This window comes from Bacillus sp. E214, from assembly GCF_008087365.1.
Taxonomy (GTDB): domain Bacteria; phylum Bacillota; class Bacilli; order Bacillales; family Pradoshiaceae; genus Pradoshia.
In genome coordinates this window covers 60,278-82,216 of sequence record NZ_VENN01000008.1, presented here as the reverse complement: position 1 = coordinate 82,216, position 21,939 = coordinate 60,278, and the positions used below count along the sequence as shown (strand labels likewise).

The 21,939-nt window shown below is 37.9% G+C and carries 19 protein-coding genes, 1 rRNA gene and 2 riboswitches; of the genes, 1 reads left to right on the top strand and 19 read right to left on the bottom strand.

The genetic code is table 11. The annotated features are described in order from the left end of the window. The 3 genes from FHY47_RS17725 to FHY47_RS17715 form a co-directional block, all read right to left on the bottom strand. Positions 1 to 73: ribosomal RNA gene (locus FHY47_RS17725) — 16S ribosomal RNA — on the bottom strand; the annotation flags it as partial. A gap of 1,007 nt (positions 74 to 1,080) precedes the next feature. Beyond that, positions 1,081 to 3,147, bottom strand: coding sequence for a glucose-specific PTS transporter subunit IIBC (gene ptsG, locus FHY47_RS17720; RefSeq protein ID WP_066109793.1), 2,067 nt, complete (start codon positions 3,145 to 3,147; stop codon positions 1,081 to 1,083). A gap of 223 nt (positions 3,148 to 3,370) precedes the next feature. Then, positions 3,371 to 4,708 carry an NCS2 family permease gene (locus FHY47_RS17715; RefSeq protein ID WP_066109795.1) on the bottom strand — a complete coding sequence of 446 codons (1,338 nt, stop codon included), beginning with the start codon at positions 4,706 to 4,708 and terminating at the stop codon, positions 3,371 to 3,373. A gap of 111 nt (positions 4,709 to 4,819) precedes the next feature. Beyond that, positions 4,820 to 4,921, bottom strand: a riboswitch (purine riboswitch). Positions 4,922 to 5,396: 475 nt separating this feature from the next. Between FHY47_RS17715 and FHY47_RS17710 the strand changes: the two genes are divergently transcribed. Further along, positions 5,397 to 5,690, top strand: a complete 294-nt coding sequence (locus FHY47_RS17710) for a hypothetical protein (protein ID WP_066109798.1) — start codon at positions 5,397 to 5,399, stop codon at positions 5,688 to 5,690. 177 nt (positions 5,691 to 5,867) lie between these two features. Here FHY47_RS17710 and FHY47_RS17705 read toward each other — a convergent pair whose 3' ends face one another. The 16 genes from FHY47_RS17705 to FHY47_RS17630 all read right to left on the bottom strand — a co-directional run bounded on the left by FHY47_RS17705 (position 5,868) and on the right by FHY47_RS17630 (position 21,934). Beyond that, complete coding sequence (locus FHY47_RS17705) at positions 5,868 to 6,437, bottom strand: DUF2812 domain-containing protein (RefSeq protein ID WP_066109802.1); 570 nt, start codon at positions 6,435 to 6,437, stop codon at positions 5,868 to 5,870. Then, a complete protein-coding gene (locus FHY47_RS17700; protein ID WP_066109805.1) occupies positions 6,427 to 6,753 on the bottom strand; it encodes a PadR family transcriptional regulator in 327 nt (108 codons plus the stop codon). The genes FHY47_RS17705 and FHY47_RS17700 overlap by 11 nt, the downstream gene beginning before the upstream one ends. Positions 6,754 to 7,078: 325 nt before the next feature. After that, entirely contained in the window at positions 7,079 to 7,963 is an 885-nt protein-coding gene (gene pepI, locus FHY47_RS17695) for a proline iminopeptidase (RefSeq protein WP_066109808.1), read from the bottom strand. A gap of 64 nt (positions 7,964 to 8,027) precedes the next feature. Beyond that, a complete protein-coding gene (locus FHY47_RS17690) occupies positions 8,028 to 8,699 on the bottom strand; it encodes a methyltransferase family protein (RefSeq protein WP_140462281.1) in 672 nt (223 codons plus the stop codon). A gap of 505 nt (positions 8,700 to 9,204) precedes the next feature. Continuing rightward, positions 9,205 to 10,758, bottom strand: coding sequence for a glutamine-hydrolyzing GMP synthase (gene guaA / locus FHY47_RS17685; protein ID WP_148631306.1), 1,554 nt, complete (start codon positions 10,756 to 10,758; stop codon positions 9,205 to 9,207). 209 nt (positions 10,759 to 10,967) lie between these two features. Next, a riboswitch (purine riboswitch) is annotated at positions 10,968 to 11,070 on the bottom strand. A gap of 35 nt (positions 11,071 to 11,105) precedes the next feature. After that, positions 11,106 to 13,337 (bottom strand): transglutaminase domain-containing protein, encoded by a 2,232-nt coding sequence (locus FHY47_RS17680; protein ID WP_148631302.1) that lies wholly within the window; start codon positions 13,335 to 13,337, stop codon positions 11,106 to 11,108. Next, positions 13,334 to 14,557 (bottom strand): DUF58 domain-containing protein, encoded by a 1,224-nt coding sequence (locus tag FHY47_RS17675; RefSeq protein ID WP_187393511.1) that lies wholly within the window; start codon positions 14,555 to 14,557, stop codon positions 13,334 to 13,336. The genes FHY47_RS17680 and FHY47_RS17675 overlap by 4 nt, the downstream gene beginning before the upstream one ends. A gap of 17 nt (positions 14,558 to 14,574) precedes the next feature. Beyond that, positions 14,575 to 15,507, bottom strand: coding sequence for an AAA family ATPase (locus tag FHY47_RS17670; RefSeq protein ID WP_148631312.1), 933 nt, complete (start codon positions 15,505 to 15,507; stop codon positions 14,575 to 14,577). Between the two features lie 301 nt (positions 15,508 to 15,808). Further along, positions 15,809 to 16,228 carry a hypothetical protein gene (locus tag FHY47_RS17665; protein WP_187393510.1) on the bottom strand — a complete coding sequence of 140 codons (420 nt, stop codon included), beginning with the start codon at positions 16,226 to 16,228 and terminating at the stop codon, positions 15,809 to 15,811. A 90-nt stretch (positions 16,229 to 16,318) separates the two neighbouring features. Beyond that, a complete protein-coding gene (locus FHY47_RS17660) occupies positions 16,319 to 17,224 on the bottom strand; it encodes a hypothetical protein (RefSeq protein ID WP_148631297.1) in 906 nt (301 codons plus the stop codon). Positions 17,225 to 17,359: 135 nt separating this feature from the next. Beyond that, positions 17,360 to 17,554, bottom strand: a complete 195-nt coding sequence (locus FHY47_RS17655; protein ID WP_066109823.1) for a hypothetical protein — start codon at positions 17,552 to 17,554, stop codon at positions 17,360 to 17,362. Between the two features lie 77 nt (positions 17,555 to 17,631). Beyond that, positions 17,632 to 18,459 carry a hypothetical protein gene (locus tag FHY47_RS17650; protein WP_066109826.1) on the bottom strand — a complete coding sequence of 276 codons (828 nt, stop codon included), beginning with the start codon at positions 18,457 to 18,459 and terminating at the stop codon, positions 17,632 to 17,634. A 55-nt stretch (positions 18,460 to 18,514) separates the two neighbouring features. Continuing rightward, a complete protein-coding gene (locus tag FHY47_RS17645) occupies positions 18,515 to 19,900 on the bottom strand; it encodes a hypothetical protein (RefSeq protein WP_148631295.1) in 1,386 nt (461 codons plus the stop codon). Positions 19,901 to 20,079: 179 nt separating this feature from the next. After that, positions 20,080 to 20,817 (bottom strand): Tad domain-containing protein, encoded by a 738-nt coding sequence (locus FHY47_RS17640; protein ID WP_066109828.1) that lies wholly within the window; start codon positions 20,815 to 20,817, stop codon positions 20,080 to 20,082. Continuing rightward, positions 20,814 to 21,212, bottom strand: coding sequence for a TadE family protein (locus FHY47_RS17635; protein ID WP_140462279.1), 399 nt, complete (start codon positions 21,210 to 21,212; stop codon positions 20,814 to 20,816). The genes FHY47_RS17640 and FHY47_RS17635 overlap by 4 nt, the downstream gene beginning before the upstream one ends. Then, positions 21,212 to 21,934 (bottom strand): hypothetical protein, encoded by a 723-nt coding sequence (locus FHY47_RS17630; protein WP_066109834.1) that lies wholly within the window; start codon positions 21,932 to 21,934, stop codon positions 21,212 to 21,214. The genes FHY47_RS17635 and FHY47_RS17630 overlap by 1 nt, the downstream gene beginning before the upstream one ends. Positions 21,935 to 21,939: the final 5 nt, after the last annotated feature.

Here is a 21,939-nt window from a genome sequence, read left to right as displayed (position 1 = left end):
AGATTCGCTCGACTTGCATGTATTAGGCACGCCGCCAGCGTTCGTCCTGAGCCAGGATCAAACTCTCCGAAAGATGTTTGATCTAGCTAAATTTTAAAGCAAATTGACGAGATTTTAAAAATCTCTTTTTTTTAGACTTGCTTGGCGTTTCGTTTTGTTTAGTTTTCAAAGAACAATCTGTCGTGTTAGCGACTCTTACATTATATCAAGATAACTTGTTGTTGTCAAGCGTTTCTTTTAATATATTTAACTAACAATCTTTCATTTGGTTCGCGTTGCAAAAGCAACTTTATTATCATAGCACCTACATTTTCGAAAGTCAACATTTTTTTGATATTGTTTCGTTCCTGTCTGGTGCTTACTTATAGTAGCACGCTATTAAAGCATACGTCAACCATTAAATTAAAATAAAAATACTCAGACATTCAATTTCATTGTGCTAGATTAACAACAAGACGACTTTGTTATTAATTTTTATAGTATATTAATACTATTGTCGAATACCATCAGTTCTCATCTATATTCAAAGATGACTCCTTCATATACGCTTTTCCTTCTATATAATAACTTCTAACCTTGATCGCTAAGTTTCAACTTAACGCTCCCTACGTGAATCAAGATTTATCCCATTGTCTAACAGCATACAATCGGGAATACCTTAATTATTTGCCATTCAACAGCGAAGCAAATACTTAATCTATAGAAGCTATTGCAAAAATAGGCTCCCGTTGTTCTTCCAGAGAAAGCTTGATCTGGTACGCAATAATTGAAACAAGTCACCCATATCGTCGTTTAACAATACCGTTTTCTTAATTCCTAAGGACTAATTCTCCAATTTGCTGCTGATTCTTTGCACCAATAACTACCGTCTTCGCCAAACCTAGAATATATTCATTTCAGGTTGAACGTTCTCATAATAAGCGTCGGAGATTGTTGAATTTCGTTACCAACTCCAAGATACTATGAGAAAATATTAAGAGTCCTCAAAAGAACATCTCTTATTAAACATTCTTTTCTTTCATATATATTAATGAAAAGCTCGCAACCCTTTCCAGTATAGATAGAGTTGCGAGTTATTATTTACATGATATCAACTATGTGTACTTCTCCTAATTTTACTTTGCCTTGTTTAACCAACTTAATTCCTTCTCCTGCCAGCAGGTTTGTAAAAACAATCGGTGTAATAATGGATGTCGCATTTGACTTAATGAAATTTAAATCAAATTCCATTAATATCTGGCCCTGCGTAATCTTATCGCCATCTTTAACCTTTGTTTCAAATCCTTTACCATTCAACTTTACCGTATCAATGCCAACATGAATTAATAGTTCATGACCACTGTCAGATTTTATAGCAAGAGCATGTTTAGTCGGGAAAATACTTATAATCTCTCCATCAACCGGAGAAGCAACGATTCCTTCACTTGGGATCATCGCAAATCCATCACCCATCATTTTCTCAGCGAACACTTGGTCAGGAACCTCCGAAATCGGAATCAGCTGACCCTCAAGTGGTGCAGCGAATTCTCCCTTTGAGAAATCTGTTTTTAACGCATCCGGATTTACCTCTTCTATTTGTTGTTGTATCTCAGCTTCAACATTATCTGAGGCTGCTTTGGTAGGACGCGGCTTATTCCCTGCCATTATATCCTTCATCTGAGATTTAATCGTTTCGGAACGCGGGCCAAAGATTGCCTGAATATTGTTCCCCACCTCTAGCACACCAGCAGCTCCGAGTGCTTTCAGTTTATCTTTATCAACTTTCGCAATATCGTTAACCTCAACACGCAAACGGGTAATACAAGCATCTAAATGTGCTATATTTTCTTTTTTCCCCATTGCCTCAAGAATATCATACGGAAGCTCATCGACTGAACCACCCTTACCCTGAGCACTTTCATCATCTTCATCTTCCCTTCCCGGCGTTCGAAGATTCCAAGTACGGATTGCAAATCTGAAACCGAAATAATAAATGACTGCGATTACCAAGCCGACCGGAATAACAAGCCACCAGGCTGTTCGATTTGGTACTATCCCAAATAAAATAAAATCTATAACTCCACCGGAAAAGGTCATCCCTATTTTGACGTTCAACAGTTGCATAGTCATAAAGGAGAGACCTGCAAAAATAGCATGGATTCCAAAAAGAACAGGCGCAACGAACAAAAACGAAAATTCCATTGGTTCTGTAATACCTGTTAAGAAGGAAGTTAGGGCTGCTGATCCCATGATCCCGGCTACCAATGTTTTTTTCTCAGGCTTCGCTTCGTGATAAATGGCCAAAGCAGCTGCAGGTAATCCAAACATCATAAACGGATATTTCCCTGTCATAAAAGTACCTGCTGTCAATTTAACCCCATCTTTAATCTGCGCAAAAAAGATTGCCTGATCACCACGAACAATTTCTCCAGCTTTATTTGTGTACTGTCCAAATTCATACCAAAATGGTGAATAGAATATGTGATGAAGACCAAATGGAATAAGCGATCGTTCAATCACCCCAAATATAAATGCCGCTAATGTTAAGTTTGTATCTATCATATTTTGAGATAATGTATTTAATCCGTGTTGAATTGGCGGCCATATCAGTGTCATTAATAGACCTAGAATCAATGCGGAAGCAGCTGTAATAATAGGGACAAATCGCTTACCCGCGAAAAAGCCTAAATAGGAGGGTAACTCAATTCGGAAAAACCGATTATACATATAAGCTGCCAGCAGTCCAACAATAATCCCCCCAAATACTCCGGTTTGCAAAGTGTTAATGCCTAAAACATTAGCATAGGATGGATCATTGGCAGCCATGTCAGCCGTCACATTCAAAACAACCCCCATGGTCACATTCATAATTAGATAACCAATGATAGCAGCCAGGCCGGCGACCCCTTCCCCTCCAGCAAGTCCAACTGCTACACCTACCGCAAATAATAATGAAAGATTGCTAAAGACAATTTGACCAGAATCCTCCATCACAGTTGCAACCTTTTGAATCCACCCAGCATCTAAAAATGGCATTAGGTCCAACAGATTCGGATTATGAATGGCATTTCCAAGAGCTAAAAGAATCCCAGCCGCAGGTAATATAGCGACGGGAAGCATTAAAGCTTTCCCAATTTTCTGCAGGACACCGAATACTTTCTTGAACATAGTACGTCCTCCTTAGACTTATTAACAAAATAAAAGCGACTGATTATTTTCTGCTATCCATAACCAATCTGAATAATTACTTGTTAATATGCCCAAAAGGCACTCAAATACCAAGAAAACATGAATATTATGGAGGCCCTATCCAAAGATGGGATTGCAAACATGTTTCCTATCCATAAAAAAATAGCTGCCGAACTCAGCCGGCAGCCTTTAGAGAACATATTTATGAAAGGAAAATAAAGTAACAAACAAATATAACAAACATTCCATACATGATTGGGTGGATCTCTTTAATACGTCCAGCCACAATCATCGTAATTGGATAGAAGATAAATCCACAGGCAATCCCAGCCGCAATGCTTCCGGATAATGGCATCATGATGATTGTAAGAAATGCAGGCACTGCAATTTCTAATTTTGACCAATTGATATCACCGAGTGAGGAGCACATTAACACCCCGACAATAATCAAGGCCGGTGCTGTAACCGGTGATGTAATAACAGATAAAAGCGGATATAAGAATAGTGATAATAGGAACAACAGTCCAGTTACAACTGCTGCGAATCCAGTTCTAGCCCCTGCTGCGACACCTGCTGTTGATTCAATGTATGATGTCGTTGTAGATGTCCCAAACAATGCCCCTGTCATCGTTGCCAGGGAGTCTGCAAATAAAGCCTTGCCTGCTCTTGGCAATTTATTATCTTTGGTTAATCCTGCCTGGTTGGCAACCGCCATTAGTGTACCGGCTGTATCGAAAAAATCGATAAATAAGAATGTCAGTACAACAACCAGAAATTGGATAGTGAATAAATCTGATTGAATTGGATTGAAATACGGTTCAATCGCAACACCAAAAGTAGGAGCCACACTTGGAATTGCACCGAATATACTGTCAGGAATCTCAATAAGGTTTGCTAACATCCCAATGATGGCAGTAATAATCATTCCATAGAAAATGCCACCTTTAACGCCTTTAACTAAAAAGATAACTGTAATTAATAAGCCTACGATTGCCAATAATGTATTTCCATCCGTGAAATCACCGATTCCAATAAGAGTAGCATCATTATTGACGATAATTCCTGCATTTTTCATACCAACAAAGGTAATAAACAACCCAATACCTGCACCAACAGCATATTTTAATTCTGCAGGAATCGCATTAATAATGGTCTCTCTTAATCCAGTCAACGTTAATATAGCAAAAATAAAACCGGAAGCTAAAACGCCTGCTAAAGCTGTTTGCCAAGGAATACCAAACGTTAGAATTACTGTATAAGCGAAGAAAGCATTCAGCCCCATACCCGGAGCAAGCGCAATCGGATACTTTGCAATTAGCCCCATAAAAATTGAACCAACTGCAGCAGCAAGTGCAGTAGCAACGAATACAGCACCATGATCCATTCTCATTGAATCCGGAAGGTCTGGTACATCTGCCAAAGATAATTGCAATGGATTAACAACTAAAATATACGCCATTGCCAGAAAAGTTGTAATCCCGCCAATAATCTCTCGTTTGTAATTGGTGCCAAGTTCGTCAAACTGAAAGTACTTTTTCAACCTACTTCCTCTCCTTCTTTTCATACGCTTTCGTATAAGTTCCGGATAACCAAAAAACCTCGAACGAATCCGTTCGAGGCTGACTCAAATACAAAGAATAACCTATAAATAGGCAGTATCATTCATATCCGTAGTCAAGCTATTAACGGTAGCTCGGTAGAAACTTATGGGCCATATCCCCATGATTATACGAATTTATATATTTATTAAATTATTAGGTCTTTTGTATTATATCAAGAGAATGGTACTAGGTCAAATAAAAAGCGAACATTATCTAGAGGTTAAGAAGGGTTTGTTCGCATTTACTCCTGATGCTCGATTATATAGTCAGTCCCAGAAACAATCCCATACCTTTCAGGATTTATACTCACTTCCATTCATGATCATACACAAATAACATCCTCTCCATTTTATAGATTATGTTGTAAGTAACCATTAAAGCCTACACAATTGGTATATATTACAACAAGAAGCCTGAATATTGTTGTTGAATTCAGCAGATATTAAAGTATAATCATAATAATATTTGAATTTCAGATTAGTATGTTCGCCAAGCTAGCCTTTCAACTCTATGATATTTATGCAGAAATACTGGTTTTATACTTTACTAAATGTGAATTAAGAAATGGACGCACTTTGAATACACTGACATATTCACCAAAGATTTTGATAAACTGAGGAAATAACTATGGATACCCAAAATTTTATAAATGTGAAAATAGATAAAGAACAATTAGAGTATGCAAAGAATCTACAAAATTTATTATGTAAAAGATTAGATACCAAACAGCCTGTAGAATATGAAATCCCTGATATTATTGCTGAACAGGCGTTGTTTCTGTATATAGATACAATGGAACGATATTATCGTTTAGAGGGTAAAGATTGGGAGGATTTTTACAACAACTTTAGCGGTGTCACAAACGTACCAAGAAAAATAGAAGATTTCAGAGAACAAAATATCAAACCATACAAAAAATAAGGGGATAACCAGTTGGCTATCCTCTTATTTTGGATTTATAACCTACTTCATAATGGAATAAGGACTTTTCGACCTTGGAAGAATTAACAAAAAGCCCTATATGCTCGGTCAATCAAAACAAGGACTTATACAAAATAGGAAAAATAAAGATAGGTCGCCTTCCACCTATACTACAGGCTACTCTACCCTATGTGAGTAATTCTTTCTCAGTTTATAAAATCCTCTTCCGCAATACACAAAAATCACCAAATATATTAAAAACAAAATAGACCAAAATATAATAAATCCCCTATTCCATGAACTCTCAATCCCGCCTAAAGCGATACTCATGGCCGAACAAACTATAAATAATAGAAAAATCCCCAGAAGAGGTACTAATTTTTTCATAAAAATCCGCTTTAGCATGTCCAGTTTTGATTGATCATCACTGAAAATATTTGTATCTCCTTCATCTGTGTTACCTGCTGATTTTCTAAAATAGCTGTATTCATTTATATCCTGCATATATTCCCAGCCATAATCTGCATACATCTGCAAATAACTTTGCTTGTCTTCTGATGTCTGCGGATTGAAATCCAATTTGTAGACTACATCTTCTGGCTCACATAATTCAAAATAATAAAACCCTGGCAGTTTAACTTTCACCAATTTATACCCTTTATTATGCATCTCACGCAAAAATGTCTCTTCTTTCTCGTAATCTGTTAACATAAACCAGCGAAATTCTCTTTTCATATCATTTTCCATCATATAACCCTCCTCTACTATTTTGATATAGTCTCTCAATACGCCTTATTTCAATATTAAGAATTTGCTTGCCTAGTTCAGTGATCATATAGAACTTCCTTTTATTTTCTTCACGAACAAACATAATTAACCCGTCTTTCTCCATTTTTGACAGGCTCCCATACATAGTTCCCGGACTGATTATTATCTCGCCGCCTGTCATTTCCTTCACCTTTTTAGCAATGTTGTAACCATGCATTTCTTCCTGCATGCAAAATAGTATATAAAACCCTGTTTCTGTCATAGGTATGTAAATTCTTTTAATCCGCTCTTCCATACTTCCTCCAATTTATAGCTCTATTTCACATCTACTATATCGTGGTTCGATACATAAAGTATATCGCACTACAATATATTCATCAACCATCTCTTACCAAAAGTGGTTGGTTTTAATTATCCCTTTAGACTTATTTTTGACATAAAAAAAGATCCCCTTTCCCACCCAAATCTCAGGTAAAAAAGAGAGTCACATTTTATTTTTATTCTTATATGCGGGCAAGCTGATGAAAATACAAATCAACTCTGCTCCATCCAACGTTGTGGCTATAACTACAGAACTAAAAATGAAAAATAGAATCTATCTCACTTATAACCTGAAAGTTTTATTCGTTTGCATTGAGCCATTCCTTTAAAAGAGCGATGTATTTTTCTGTGTCTTCTACGAAACATGAATGTCTGCAGTCGCGGAAGAGTTCCCAACGAGAGTTTGGAATATGGTCATACATATATTTTGCGATGTAAGGAGTGCAAAGATCACTACCTCCATTAATTACAAGTGCTGGCTCTTGAATGTCTTTTAGTTGCGCTGTAACATCATAATCTTTTAATGTGCCGAGTGGAGTAAATTCATTTGGTCCCCAACCGACTACATATGCTTCATTTCCTATTTTTCTAGGACGCTTCATACATTCTGGTGAATCTTCTGTGACAGGTCCTCCAGCGTGGCGAATCATGTATTCTTCTTCTGCCGCCAAATAGGCTGGGGCATCGTAGTTACCAGTGCTTGTTGCAATGGCAATGGCTTCTTGCATATCTTTTGGCATGAATTTAATCATACGTTGCTGTTCTTCTCCCCACATCCAAGAAGCTGGAAGAGTGCTAGAAAGGATGATGCTTTTGATTCCGTTTGGTTTGTAATTGCAAACATAATTCAAAAGAAGCATGCCTCCCCATGATTGACCCAGAAGATGGCATTCTTCTAAGCCAAGGTGCTTGCGAAGTGCAATGAGTTCTTCTGTCCAAACTTCTGCGTTCCAGAGGTTAGGGCGATTTTCTACATAAGATTCCCCACAACCGATTTGATCGTACATAATTAATTGGCGTCCATCTTCCTCAACAAATTGATCGAGTACTTCAAAATAGTTGTGAGTGGAGCCTGGTCCGCCATGAAGTAAAATGAGTGGTTTTTTATTACCGGTATTTTCTCCAACGATGCGGTAATACGTTTTAAAATCTAAATATGGCATAAATCCTTCAGTAATTTTCATAGATATCCTCCTAGTGTTATATATCCAATAATTGATCCTTCACAAAATGGAATTTGCTTTACTATTACCAAATAAACGGTATCAAGCGATATTTGACTTTTTGCTTATACTCACGATAACCATCGAGTTCTTTTTCAAGAAGTTTTTCTTCATTTTTAATCCTTTTGGCAATTATAAAGGGATATACAAGAAAAATAAAAAACGAATATATTGAACCTAACACAATCGGCATCGACAAAAACAAAAGTAATGTCACACTATACATTGGATGTCTGACAATACCGTATAGCCCCGTATCGATAACTTTCTGATTTTCCTGTACCTCAATAGTACGACTAAGATATGTATTCTCCCTGAGTACCTCTGCATAAAGAATATATGCTACAAGAAATACCACCGCAGCACAAATTACAACACTCTTTGGTAAGGTGTACCAATCAAAACGAAAACCTAATCCCGCAACAATAAAACCTGCTAAAAACATAAGTCCGCTAAGCTTTACCACAAGACATTGTTCATCTTGCTTCTCTTTTACATTGAGTCGCTTTTTTAACAGTTCTGGGTTTTTGAACATCATCACAATTCCTGCAAGGAACATTGGCACAAATAAAATCCCCATAAATAACCAACCATACGCAAATAATAAAGTACCCGCAGGTAAGAATATCAATAGACCAACTAAAACAACCCCCAATAAAAATTTAGTTAGTGCTTGAATGAATAATTTTGTTGTCATAATAACTCTCCCACAATTCTAATTTACCTCTTCAGTGGAAACTATTGCATACATTGTAACGACTATTCAAAGTTATTTTAATATAATCCCCACAATCTACCAACTCATTTCACTTTCCTGCTTTCTCTCAAAATCGCTCATAGCTTCATTATCTTTTTCTCGAACACTTATAATTGCTTTTTCTACCTGGAAACAGATGTGCAAATCGATAGGTAATTTTTTCTGCTTCGTGGTTCTACACGGGCTCCGGTTGCAAGAGCTAAAAGCTCATGTTTACGAGGAGCTCTGATAAGATCTCGTAATGGAAAGTGTATTCGGGCAACCTATTTTCATTGTTTTTGAATATCTTTTTAGAAACCACGAAAAAAAGGTCTACCTGAAATGATTTATTCAGATAGACCTTTTCGTCTCGTTTATATATCTGCTATCAATTTTCTATCAATCAGCCCAGCCTAAAACCACTTCAAAAACTCAGTGTTTTCAATGGTTCTATCGATTTCCAATTCTATTCCCACTCAATCGTCGCAGGTGGCTTGGACGTGATGTCATACACAACACGGTTGATATGATTCACTTCATTGACAATTCGCACAGATATTTTTTCAAGTACATCCCATGGGATTCTTGCCCAGTCAGATGTCATACCGTCAATAGATGTTACCGCACGGATTCCTATTGTGTAATCATATGTGCGGGCATCTCCCATCACACCTACACTGCGAATATCCGGAAGGACGGTGAAGTATTGCCAAATATCACGATCTAGACCGGCATTTTTAATTTCTTCACGAAGAATCGCGTCTGATTCCCTTACGATTTCCAGTTTGTCTTCCGTTATTTCTCCCAATACACGGATTCCCAGACCTGGTCCTGGGAAAGGCTGTCTCCAAACGATCTCATCCGGAATACCCAGTTCTGAACCAAGTGCACGCACTTCATCCTTGAAGAGTGTATTTAAAGGCTCGATAAGTTGGAATTGCATATCTTCCGGTAATCCACCTACATTATGGTGAGATTTAATGGTTTGCGCAGTAGCCGTTCCACTTTCAATAATATCAGTATAAAGCGTACCTTGAGCGAGATAGTCAATTCCTTCGAGCTTGGTCGCTTCATCATCAAATACGTAAATAAATTCATTTCCAATGATCTTACGTTTTTGCTCTGGGTCACTTACTCCAGCTAATTTCTTCATGAATCGCTCTTTGGCATCTACTTTAATTACATTCATATTGAAGCCTTCACTGAATGTTTTCATGACACCTTCCGCTTCACCTTTTCTAAGTAAACCGTGATCCACGAAGATACATGTCAATTGATCCCCGATGGCTTTATGAATCAATACCGCTACAACTGAGGAGTCTACTCCGCCGCTCAATGCACATAGTACTTGTTTGTCTCCAACTGTTTTGCGGATTTTATCCATTTCCATTTCAATGAAATTAGCCATGGACCAATCGCCTTTACATTTACATGCTCCAAATACGAAGTTTTTCAATAGGTCGTTACCATATACAGAATGTCTTACTTCTGGATGGAATTGAACAGCATATAATTGACGGCTATGATCACTCATTGCCGCGATTGGGCATGATGGATTCGTCGCATCAACTTGGAAGCCCTCAGGAGCTGTAACAACATGGTCACCATGACTCATCCATACCGTTTGTTCAGTAGGGAGCCCATTAAATAATAAACTTTCATGGTTCAGCTTAATTTCGGCTTTTCCATATTCGCGTTTGCTTGCACGTTCCACTTTTCCGCCAAAATGCTGAGTCATTAGCTGCATACCATAGCAAATTCCCATAACTGGAATGCCCATATCAAAAATCCGCTCATCACATGTAAAAGCTGTAGCATCATATACGCTGTTTGGTCCGCCGGAGAAAATAATCCCCTTTGGATTTAGCTTCTGAATTTCTTCCACCGTAATTGTATGGGGATGAAGTTCACTGTAAACTCCAAATTCACGAATTCTCCTTGTGATTAATTGATTATATTGACTTCCAAAATCAAGAACGACAATCATTTCTTGAATCGGGAGATCAGTTGTTTCTATCATCACTTTCACCTCGTCTGATATTTTCGGTTAATTGAGCAACTTCATCCAAAGAGATATTTATCTCTCTTCCCCATATGCTTATAAAGAAATACCAGGTATCAACCTATTAGAATCCTTATCCTTTATGTACTAGCTATTCCACAATTTAGGATTATTCATTCGAATAAAGAAAAACTAGAATCCCTATTTACAATTCAGAGTTCTAGTTAACATTTATATAATTCCTCCATAGTCAAATCATTTTCCGGTGATTTGGTAGGAACTTCCGAACCTTATTTTCGAAATTATATGAAGGGTAGATTGCTTTTTATTAACCGCCATAATTGTAACTTGAGAGAAAAGTGTGGTCAAGCAATAGTTCTTAAAATCATCTTCTCCCATTGTTCTTGAAAATTTCGCCAATCCATTTCAATTTTTTCTCCAGAATAAATGTGTTTTTCATATGCATGCGTTAGCCTATTCATATCTGATGATCCGAAGAAACGATCCACGTAAATCGCATACTCTCTCAGGGTCTGTCCAGGCTTTCTTTTTATTCCATACCGATTTAATTCTCTAAGCAATTGCATATAGGCATTTGAATAATTCGGCTTTTTCATAAGCCTCTTATAATAAAACACCCAAATGTGCGGCATCCATTTTCCTCTGATTCTATATAACAAAACAGCCGCTCCACCTAATACCAAAATCACCACTAGAGCTTTCTTCCAATGTTCCGCTACTTTATCTTTGATTGTTCCAAACGTAAACTGGGAAGCTGTATCCTTTGTTTCGACCGGCTTTTCTGGCTCCTTGTTTTCTGGTTGATTCGTTTCTGGGGTAACCTGCGTTTCCTCCTGATCATTGCTAACTTCCTGAGAAACTGTAAACCGTACTTCAGAACTAAATCCTCTCGTTGGTTCAAAAGGAACCCAACCTACACTGGGAAAATAAACTTCCGGCCAGGAGTGTGCATTATTATTCGTGATCACGTAGCGAGACTCGCCCAACTGCTGATCATAAACTAAATCACCTGCCGTATATCCCTTTACCCAACGCGCCGGGATTCCGAGTGAGCGAACCAATACAACCATGGCACTTGAAAAGTTATCACAGTATCCTATTTGTGTTTCAAATAAAAATTGATCTACATAATCCTGGCTTTCCTCAGGATAAGGAACATCTTCTTTACTATAAGTAAATTGTTCACCTTTTAAATAATCCTCAATCGCTTTGACTTGATCGTACATACTGTTGGATCCTGTCTTTTCTGCAAGCTCTATTGCTAAGCTTGAGACACGCTCCGGAACATAATCAGGAAGACCTAGCGATTGGCTTATTAGTAAATCCATTTCCATTTCATACAAATCATTTATTTCATCCTGTTGGAGTACATCCAGATAATAGGTTGGGCTTCTAAATTGCATGCCCACCTTTTTTAATTCGTTTTTATTCGTATCCTCCTCATATATCGGAGTAATCTCAGAAGAGTCACCTGAATACAATACACTAGAAAAAACTGACTCATCCTCAGGATTCAGGTTATAAATTTGCTCGATAGCCATGGGGCTTGGATAAGGAATATGGCCATGGTCTATCTCAAATTCCAGTTCTGCCGTTGACACTGTATTCGTATTTTCCCCCCTGTAATCGTATAGCATAGTTGGTTCTGATTCTAATATCGTTTGACCCATACCATAATCTGCACCAGTTTCCCATCCTTTGCCCGTATAAACATTTTTATTTTCAATTTTCCAATACGTACGGACAGATGAGGAAGCCCGAAACACTACCCCATCATCGCCAACAAAATCGCCACCTAATTTGCTGTCATCCTTGTCATACCCTATCCTTTTTTGAGTAGATCCAAATTTCTCTGAGGTTGATTTAATAAAGGAAATAGGATCAGGCCATATTGCCTGTGGCTTTGGAGCAAAGAAACCAATGACTACCGCAAATACAATCATGCTGGATAAAGGAATAAGCCAACGGATAGCAGTTCGATTGGTATAATGGATGTTCTCCCCAATTAGCAAACGTACTAACGCGAGCATGCCAAGGATTGCAAATCCAATAACGACTACTCGTACAATCGCTTGATTACTATCATAGGTTGTAAAGGTATCTAGAACTGTTACATAGATAAATGTCATAAACAAAAACAGGAACAATCGCTGTTTCACTTGTACCCAATAATGAATTAAATAGGTAAACATCCATATTAAAATGAAGAAAAGAAACGTTCTGAATTCAGGACTTAACCCTTGCCAATCCGTTGAAAATACAGAGAACAATCCCTCTTTTATATCGATGAAGAAAGCGCGTATCCAACTGTCTTCTGTCAAATAGAATTCAGGACGATAAAAAATCAGATAAAGACTCATACCTATATAAACGGATAAAGCAGGAGTCATGATTTTCCAGGACACTCTGAATGCATACATCACCAATGAAACGGCTGCAAAAATAATAAAATACTTAATTTGGCTTGTGTTTGTCACTTCTCCAACTGGTCTCATCCACTCTATTAGCATAATAAAAGCAAACAGGAATAACAGAAGACGTATACCGGGATGCAGGTTATTCGTTTTCATTTTCATCTGCCGCCCCTCTCTTCAAAAACTCCCCAATCCTCTCGATTTCGAATAATAGACATTTTCGCTCCATGATTTATTCCAAAGGTATAGGCCTCTTGTTCAGCCTTATTGAGTACATGGGAAGATTCACAGAAAAATAGAATATATAAGGAATGGATTCCTCCAGCAAGGTTGGTATATGCTTTTACGAATGGTAAATGTAAAACAGAAGTAACAACAATAAGAGATGCATTTGGCGGTATAAATCTTGTCTGAGGTGTATAAAATCTTGGGGAACTTACATCAATTTTTGGCGAAGCTTTTATTTTAGCCATAAAATTCAAGGCTTTATGAACATATCCTTTTCCTTCCTTTACTTCTAATAGGTTATCCAGTCCACCTCCACCAGCCCAGAGACCCAATTTCATCCCCTTAGTCAAACCAATTTCAGCGATTGATGCACTAAAGGTCACCATTTCTTCAAAAACAGAGTGGTCACTCTCACAATTTATTAAAAGAAAGAAGTCACTGCTGTGTTTTTCTTCAAAGTTTTTAGTTTTGAGCCCGACGCCCCTTGCACTTGATTTCCAGTCAATGACGGTCATACGATCACCCGGAGCATAATCTCGAATACCAGAAACCATCGCTGTTTCATTTCTGATTTTATAGGAATTTGTGCGCTTGCCTTGTTCATAATCACCGAGAACCTGTCTTAATGGCAAAGGAACCGTTGCAGGAAGTACAAGGATTTTTTTATCGGAATCTATCATTCTACTCTTCTCAATTAACCCGAGAATATCTCCTGTTCTTATTTCAAGCTTATTAAAGGTATGCTCTCCTCTTGGCATACTCTTAATGTTATAGGACAATTCTATTCTTTTTCTGAATCCCGGAAAAACGATAGAACTGATTTTTTCCCTTCCGAGTAGGATTTCCAGCCTTTCCGGTAATAGTTCATGAATGAGCAGGTAGGCAATCGGAACCGGCATATTCCTTTTAATAATAATTTTCATAACTACTGGGTCACCGGCCGTTAATTCCTGATCACCTAAGACCCGCTCTACTGTAAAATCACTTAATGGATAGACAAAAATCATTAGAGCATACAAGGCGAACGGAAGAAAACTATAAAAAAGGAACCAGCTGACAAACCCTCCCTGGAACATGGCATATGTGAACGTCATAATTAGTAAAAGCAGGAGAATGACAAATTTCCACCACTTTTCCCATTTATTTAACGTCATTCTTATAAATTTCATTTTTAATTCACTTGCCTTTGTACCGGTACAGGCGTCCTTGCTAAAATTTCATCGAGAATAACTTGAGCATTGAATCCATCATAAACCGATTCAGCCTTCACGATCATACGATGATTAAATACATATGGAAGTAGAAATTGTACATCATCTGGTATACAGTAATCACGATTATGCATAAAAGCCCAAGCCTGCGAAGCCTTCATAAGAGCAACCGTTCCACGTGGGCTTACGCCTAAATAAACTCGATTATCGTTCCTCGTTTTCACAGCCAGTTCTACAATATACCGCGCAATCATATCATCCACATATACAGATTGGATTTCCTCCTGCAGCTTCACCATTTCATCAACAGTAATTACAGGATTTAAATCTTCAACAGAAGCAAGCATTTTTGCATTTGTCAAAATCGCCAATTCATCAGCCATCTCCGGATAACCCATTTTCATTTTAAGTAAAAATCGGTCCAGCTGCGCTTCTGGTAAAGAATAGGTACCTTCATATTCAATTGGGTTTTGGGTGGCCATAACAAAGAATGGATTGGCCAATTTGTGTGTCACGCCATCAACGGTAACTCTATGTTCCTCCATTGCTTCCAGCAAGGATGACTGTGTTTTGGGAGATGTTCGATTGATTTCATCAGCCAATATGATATTCCCCATAATAGGCCCGGGACGAAAGATAAATTCATGCTCTTTCGGATTATAGATGGAAATACCGGTTACATCAGATGGCAATAAATCCGGTGTAAACTGAATACGCTTATAATCAGCCTGAATTGATTTGGCAATAGACTTAACTAACATAGTCTTCCCAACACCGGGTACATCCTCAAGCAATACATGTCCTTTTGCCAAAAGGGCTGTAATGCTTAACTTAGCAACGTCTCTTTTACCGATAATCACTTTCTCTATATTTTGGATAATCTTATCTATCATAGGATTTAGTTTTTCATTCACGCCATATTCCCCCTCTACTTATAACCTTATTGTTATAATATTCTGTATTAACAGTCAATAACTTTATTGTAAATATTTTGTAGAAAAGGGGTTTAATCATTCAAGAAAGAGCGAAATAAGACCCAAAATAAAAAAAGGAGAGATTTTCCCCCCTTTTAATAAAGATAAGCTTTAGTTTTACTACTGATGAGTTTCTACTCAAGTTATGTTTTATGAAGTCTCTTGAATGTAAACCTACCAAATAACATCTTGATTTTTAAACATAAAAACGATTAACAGACTAATTCCGCAACATTTCTTTAGCTTGCAGAACCAGTTCCCTATCCCGCTCATAGTAGAGCTCCAACAAATCTTGATATAGTTCTCTATTATGAACGCTGTTCAAATCTGCTTTAATTGAATCCCACTGGTCTCCGAATGTCGATTTTGAAGCGATCAAGTTTTGGTACATATTCTCCTTCGTATATATGGAGAGGATCTTTTTTATTTTCCTATATTTAAAGAACGATAGCTTATTACGAGATTTCTTCAATTTGTCTAATAGAACCTTATTATTATTAAATTCATCCAATTGGTTTTTGATTTGAAGAAATAGGAGTAAATCCATCATAGCTCCAATAGAGTACATACTTTCTTTATCGTCGATTCTGTCCCCCCGGTATGGCGGAGGCAAACAGTCCAGCATTAAAAACCGTTTCACCAATTTTGGAAAAGGTATCAGCTCCTGCTGAAACTTTCACACTTGTCTCTGCATTACTATTAAATGTATCAGCTGTCTCAATTAGAGAATCTACTGCATTAACCGCTGAAAAGCTGTACTTATCCCGGCTGTCGCGATATTCAACTTTGATAATATCCCCAATGTTGATGCACCAGTACTGCCCGTATTAAGAACGGTTGGAATAATATCGGTAGCTGCATCAGCAGCTGAGGTTGCTCTGGTAGCTAATGTGTATGCCTCAGCAGTATCATAAATCCCAAATCCCATATCAACAGCAGTATTCATATCTTCAACATAATCAAACCAAGTGCCATCTCCAACTCCTAATTTAATTCCATTTACCAGGATGTTTGTTAGATAGTTTGGTCTCCCAAATACACTGCTTGGTTTAAATTGATCACCTTGCTGCAGTACATCTACTGTAAAACTGACTTGCCCATTTATTATAGTATTCCCTACAAAGTCAATGGTTTTCCACGTATCTGGTTCATTACCCTCTATTCCTTCACTCCCACCACTAGGAGCATTGCTGTTTATTGGACCAGGAGAAAGCGAAGAGCCTGGTAATAGTCCGCCCGGATGAGTTGAATTGGAGTCACCACCTATCTTACTGCCAGGTAATATTACGCCTGGATAGGTAGGATTGCCATTTCCATCTGTTCTATTATGATTATGGCCAGGTAAATAATCCGGTACTTTATAAGGCGGTTGGACAGGGCCTATTCCTGGCAGGCCGTTTTCCATATCTGGGATATTTCCCGATTGGCCATTAGGAGAGCCGGACTGCGGCTCTCCACCCGTTCCTATATCTCCATGCCAAGATTTATTCTCCCAAGATTCCCCCTCCCATGGTTCCCCTCTCCATGGTGTTCCGGACCATGCTGCTGAACTGAATGGGATAATGAAAGATTGAAAGAGTATAAAAGCAATCGCCATCAATATGAATACCTTTTGAATAAATAATGACTTATTCAATGATAAACCTCCTAGTTATGAGGAAGCTGATAAGTCCTTAATGTATACACATTCCCATTATTTCAGTTATAAATAAAACCTCCACTTGATGCAAAAGCGGAGGTTACAAGTCTAGTTGAATATTTGATGTAAGGATTATCCACCCTTTGCTCTAATAATATTTAGGTGATTTGTCCTCATCGCTGGAAGAGCAAGTCCAACAATTAGGATCTCATAAGGGAAACCTCCACCAGCAAAGAAGTCAAAAATCGCAATAGGTACAAGAAGGACATAAAAGAAAATCATAAAATATTTATAAAATTTACTCCATCGTTTTTCCTTCTTACTCACCTATAATCATCTCCCATACTTTTATTTGATAAATCAGTAGTTCCCTAAGATATAGATAAAGATGGAATAGAAATTCATTAGCTCCTGATTAAAACTTTACGTTCCTCTAACTCTTTCATTTCATGGTTTTTGTACCTTTGAATGGAGGAATCAAGAAGATTGTAAAATGTTTCTTTAGTTGCTGGATATTGACTCCAATTTAATTCACCTTCATCAAAGATTGATTGAAAGTCTTTTTCAGCATCAGGCCCACAATATTTATAAAGTTTTTCTTTTATATATAAATAATCCTTTGATTTAAATCTTGATTTTGTTTGTTTAACCGTTTTTAATAAATGTCTGTTGGCTTCTAATTGTTCATACTGACGTTTTACTTGCAGATACATAATCAAATCCATTTTAGGCAACAGGTCTAATAGCTGAACTCGATCCTCTACTGTAAATGAACGTTCCTTATCAACTCTCTTACCAAGATCAGTAAATGTCTCATAAAAGTTGTTCTTCATCTCCTGGCACCACAGAATGTATTCAGAAAACCCCTTAAAACTGGTTAATAGTTTCTTTTCCTCTTCATTTTCTGCCCAAATTTCCAATACATTGTTCATTTGTTCCAATGTATTATGAATGGCGTCTGTCGCATTAATCCTCGGCCTAACAATATCTTGGATTTTTAAAACTCCTCCAATAAAGGACAGGTAATGATCAAGCACAAACACCTTCTCATCATAGGAACTTTCCACGCTTGATATAATGACGTAGCCACTTCTTTTTTTACCCGGGAATTTTTTGTATTCTGCAAGCCACCAATTTTTAGATTGATAATTAAAACAATAATTAATAACGGTACATTTCTCTAATAACTTTTTATGTTTTTTTGCGATCTCTTCAGCTTCTGATTTAATCATTTGGATCCCCCTAATTTGTATACAAAAAGCGATGAGTATATAGAGCAAATTCTATCTAAGAAAATACACCTTTAATAGAATTAAACATTGATCCTATTTTTTCCCCGACCTTCTTAACTCCTTTTTTAATTGAGCCATCTGCTATACCTTTAACCAGCTTCGATGCTCCCCATAATACTGCACCACCTGCAACCATATATGCTCCTACTAACTGCCCCCCGGGGATAGCACCTGCCACGACGCCAGAGTTCATTAATACTTCTCCAATTGATGCCGTAGTATCTGCTCCAGCAGCCACCGTTTTAGCAGAACGCCAACCATTTTCCTTTACTGAATCATAGGTACTAATACCATTTTTAACGGTGTCTATCGTGGAAAAGACTGTACTTATTCCTGCAGCACCAACATTAAGTTTAGACAACATTCCAAAAGACGCGGATGGTGGTGGGTTAGTAGAAGAACCAAATATAGAATCAAATGTAGACAAATCTTGCCCGCTTTGAATTAAGTTCCTATATTTCCTTGCATCTGTAATACCATCTATGCCCGTATACACTTTATCAGCGATCTCATATCCACCATGTAAATAATTGTAACCCGATGAATCTCCAACCCCTAATTTTATGCCATTGAGCAAAATGCCAGCAAAACTATTGGGTTTCAATAAACTAAACTTACCGCTTTCTATTTCATATGCTCCTTTTACTTGTCCACCAATAACATCATTCATTATAAATTTTGTCGCTTCATAGGGGTCTATGTCAATTTTATCCTGTCCATTCCCTTCAATCGCAGGTGAACTCCCTTGAATTCCTTCATTCGACCAAGGCTTGCCCGTTTCTGGGTTAATTCCATTGGTTTCACCATTAGTCCATGGCTTGCCTGTCGCCGGATTGATTCCACTAATATCATCACCAGTCCATGGCTTGCCCGTCGCTGGATTAATTCCACTAATATCGTCACCAGTCCATGGCTTACCTGTCGCAGGGTTGATTCCACTAATATCATCACCGGTCCATGGCTTTCCCGTTGCCGGATTAATTCCACTGATGTCGTCACCAGTCCACGGTTTGCCTGTGGCTGGATTTATTCCGTTTATCTTATCACCGGTCCACGGCTTGCCCGTCGCCGGGTCTATCGGACTGACACCATCACCTGTCCATCCATCCTGGTTCCAATTATCCTGATCCCAGCCCTCTTGAGTCCATCCATCACGCTCCCAGCCATCCTGCACCCAGCCTTTTTGCTTCCATGAATCTCCTTTCCAAGTTTCTCCTTCCCATTGCAAATCGTTGCCATTCCATGCGTCGCCTTTCCAAGCATCACCCTTCCATGCATCACCTGTCCAACTGGCTGCTGCTAACGGAATAGAAATTGATTGGAGCAGGACAAAAAATATAGCAAATACAACAAAGAGCTTTTTTACCAACTTATTCCGCATCACCTTATCCCCCTCATTCAATCAGGAAGTGTTGTTTGTTTACGCAAGGTGACTGTTCTTTTCCTATTACTGTGTATTTTGATTGTATTTTTCTAGTCTCTACTTCTTAAAAACCTCAAAAGTTTCCTTATTGCAAGCTGTTTCCCCCATCTGAAGGGAGTTAAGAACTGTACAACCACTCACTGACCCCATATCACTCCATTATCGACTTCATTCGATAGCTGGATCGTTTCATCATTTATCCCATCAAGGTAGGATAAAAAACCGATTTCCGGACCTGCTCCGGTTTGAAATAGCTTTTCTTTAAAGCCATCAAACAACTTCCCTTGTCCTTCAAATTCATTTGCCGCTCTGACATAAATACGATTATCTTTAAAAAGCCGTATTTGTGCCTTTTCCAATTTCCCATCATTAGCGAGAATAACTTCCTTAGCCTTTGCTACTGTACCGGCCTTTATGGAGTGTTCATAGTTATCAATTAGTATCTCTTTCAGCCTTTTTTTGCCCAAGCCACTACTAAGCTCTTCACTCAGAACTTCATCAATCGCCATTATATGAACTTCATTTGTGCTTTTTTCTGGATAGCTGTTAGCCAGTTCAGTTTTTTTTCGTTCAACCATCTCTTTGATCTTTAGTTTAGTAATCGGATTTACCTCAAGAGCATCTTCCGAATCCGGGTCAGGCTGCGGAAGATTTTCTTCATCAGTTCCATCAAACTCTGCCACAAGATTCCACACTCTATCGTAAAACTCTGCTGTTGCCGCCAAACTTGCCTGTTGTGAACTTGTAAACGCTTGTTCTTTGACAGCATAAACTTTGGCATAGTTATACAGAACAATGAACATAATCATCATTACGCTTAACATACCGAGAATAAAAAGTGTCGTACTTCCATCCTCATTCAATCGTTTCCTCATTCAATCACCTTACCGCTCGCTTCACTGGAGAATGCCAGGGAAGGAGCGCCATTTGGAAATAATTTATCCGGGAAGAAGATTAGTTCTATATTTACTGAAACTTTAGCTGTAAATGTATCTGAACTTGTCACTGATGTTTGCGCACTATTAAAGGTAAGATATTTAGCCCCCGTCTGGACTGTTTTCTCCGCTGCAGCTCTTGCCTGATCCCATTCACCTGTTATGGAGTATACCTTAGCAGCCTCATTGACAGCTGACTGTGTGACAATAACTCCATGGACTCCGACAACGAATTGCCAAATAATCAGCATTAGCATAAAAACAAGAGGTACCATACCCAAAAATTCGAGAGTAGCAGAACCATTCTCACGCTGGATTAGAGCCTTCCATTTCATTAAGCCCACTCCTCCTTAGCTGATCGATTTGCCTCCAATGTATAGATTTCTTCTCTCCATTTGATAATAAAACCTGTGATGATAAGTGTGATGATTGGGAAGAAGACCAAATTTAATAGAATATGAGAAAGAATTTGTGCAGCAAAAGAAGTAGTTAATGAGAGAATTAATAGTGTAATTCCTCCAGAAATCATCAATTCAATTAAAGACATCCCTAGAATTAAGAGAAAAAGTTTAAAGAAATGCTTTTTACCTAGCCTAATTCCTGATTTCCAACTCTTCCATATACTTTTATTATCCATTGCAGCTACAAAAGGAATCGGATATAAAAGAGTTAAAATAATCAACCCCGGTAAAAGAAATAGAATAATTCCAACGGTCGTTAAAAAACTAGCAAGAATAGCAAAAACAAAAAATTGAAATCCATTAGCAAAAAAAACAAAATAAGCATTTTTCAAGCTTCCTTCATGTCCCTGGTATTCATTAAACATATATCTTATTAACGGAACTTGAGCGAAGAGCATTAAGAGAACAGTTAGAAATGTGTAGTAAATATCAGATATTATTGTCGTTCCCAACACAGTCGGTGTAACCGCATATATATAGTTTGATAACAAAGCGTGGCCTAGTAGCAGGGGAAGTATAATTGTTACTCCCAACAAGAGTATATGTTCAAATCTGCTGGTGAAAAGAGCAAATGCTTCACGAAAAGGCTTGTCCATTAATC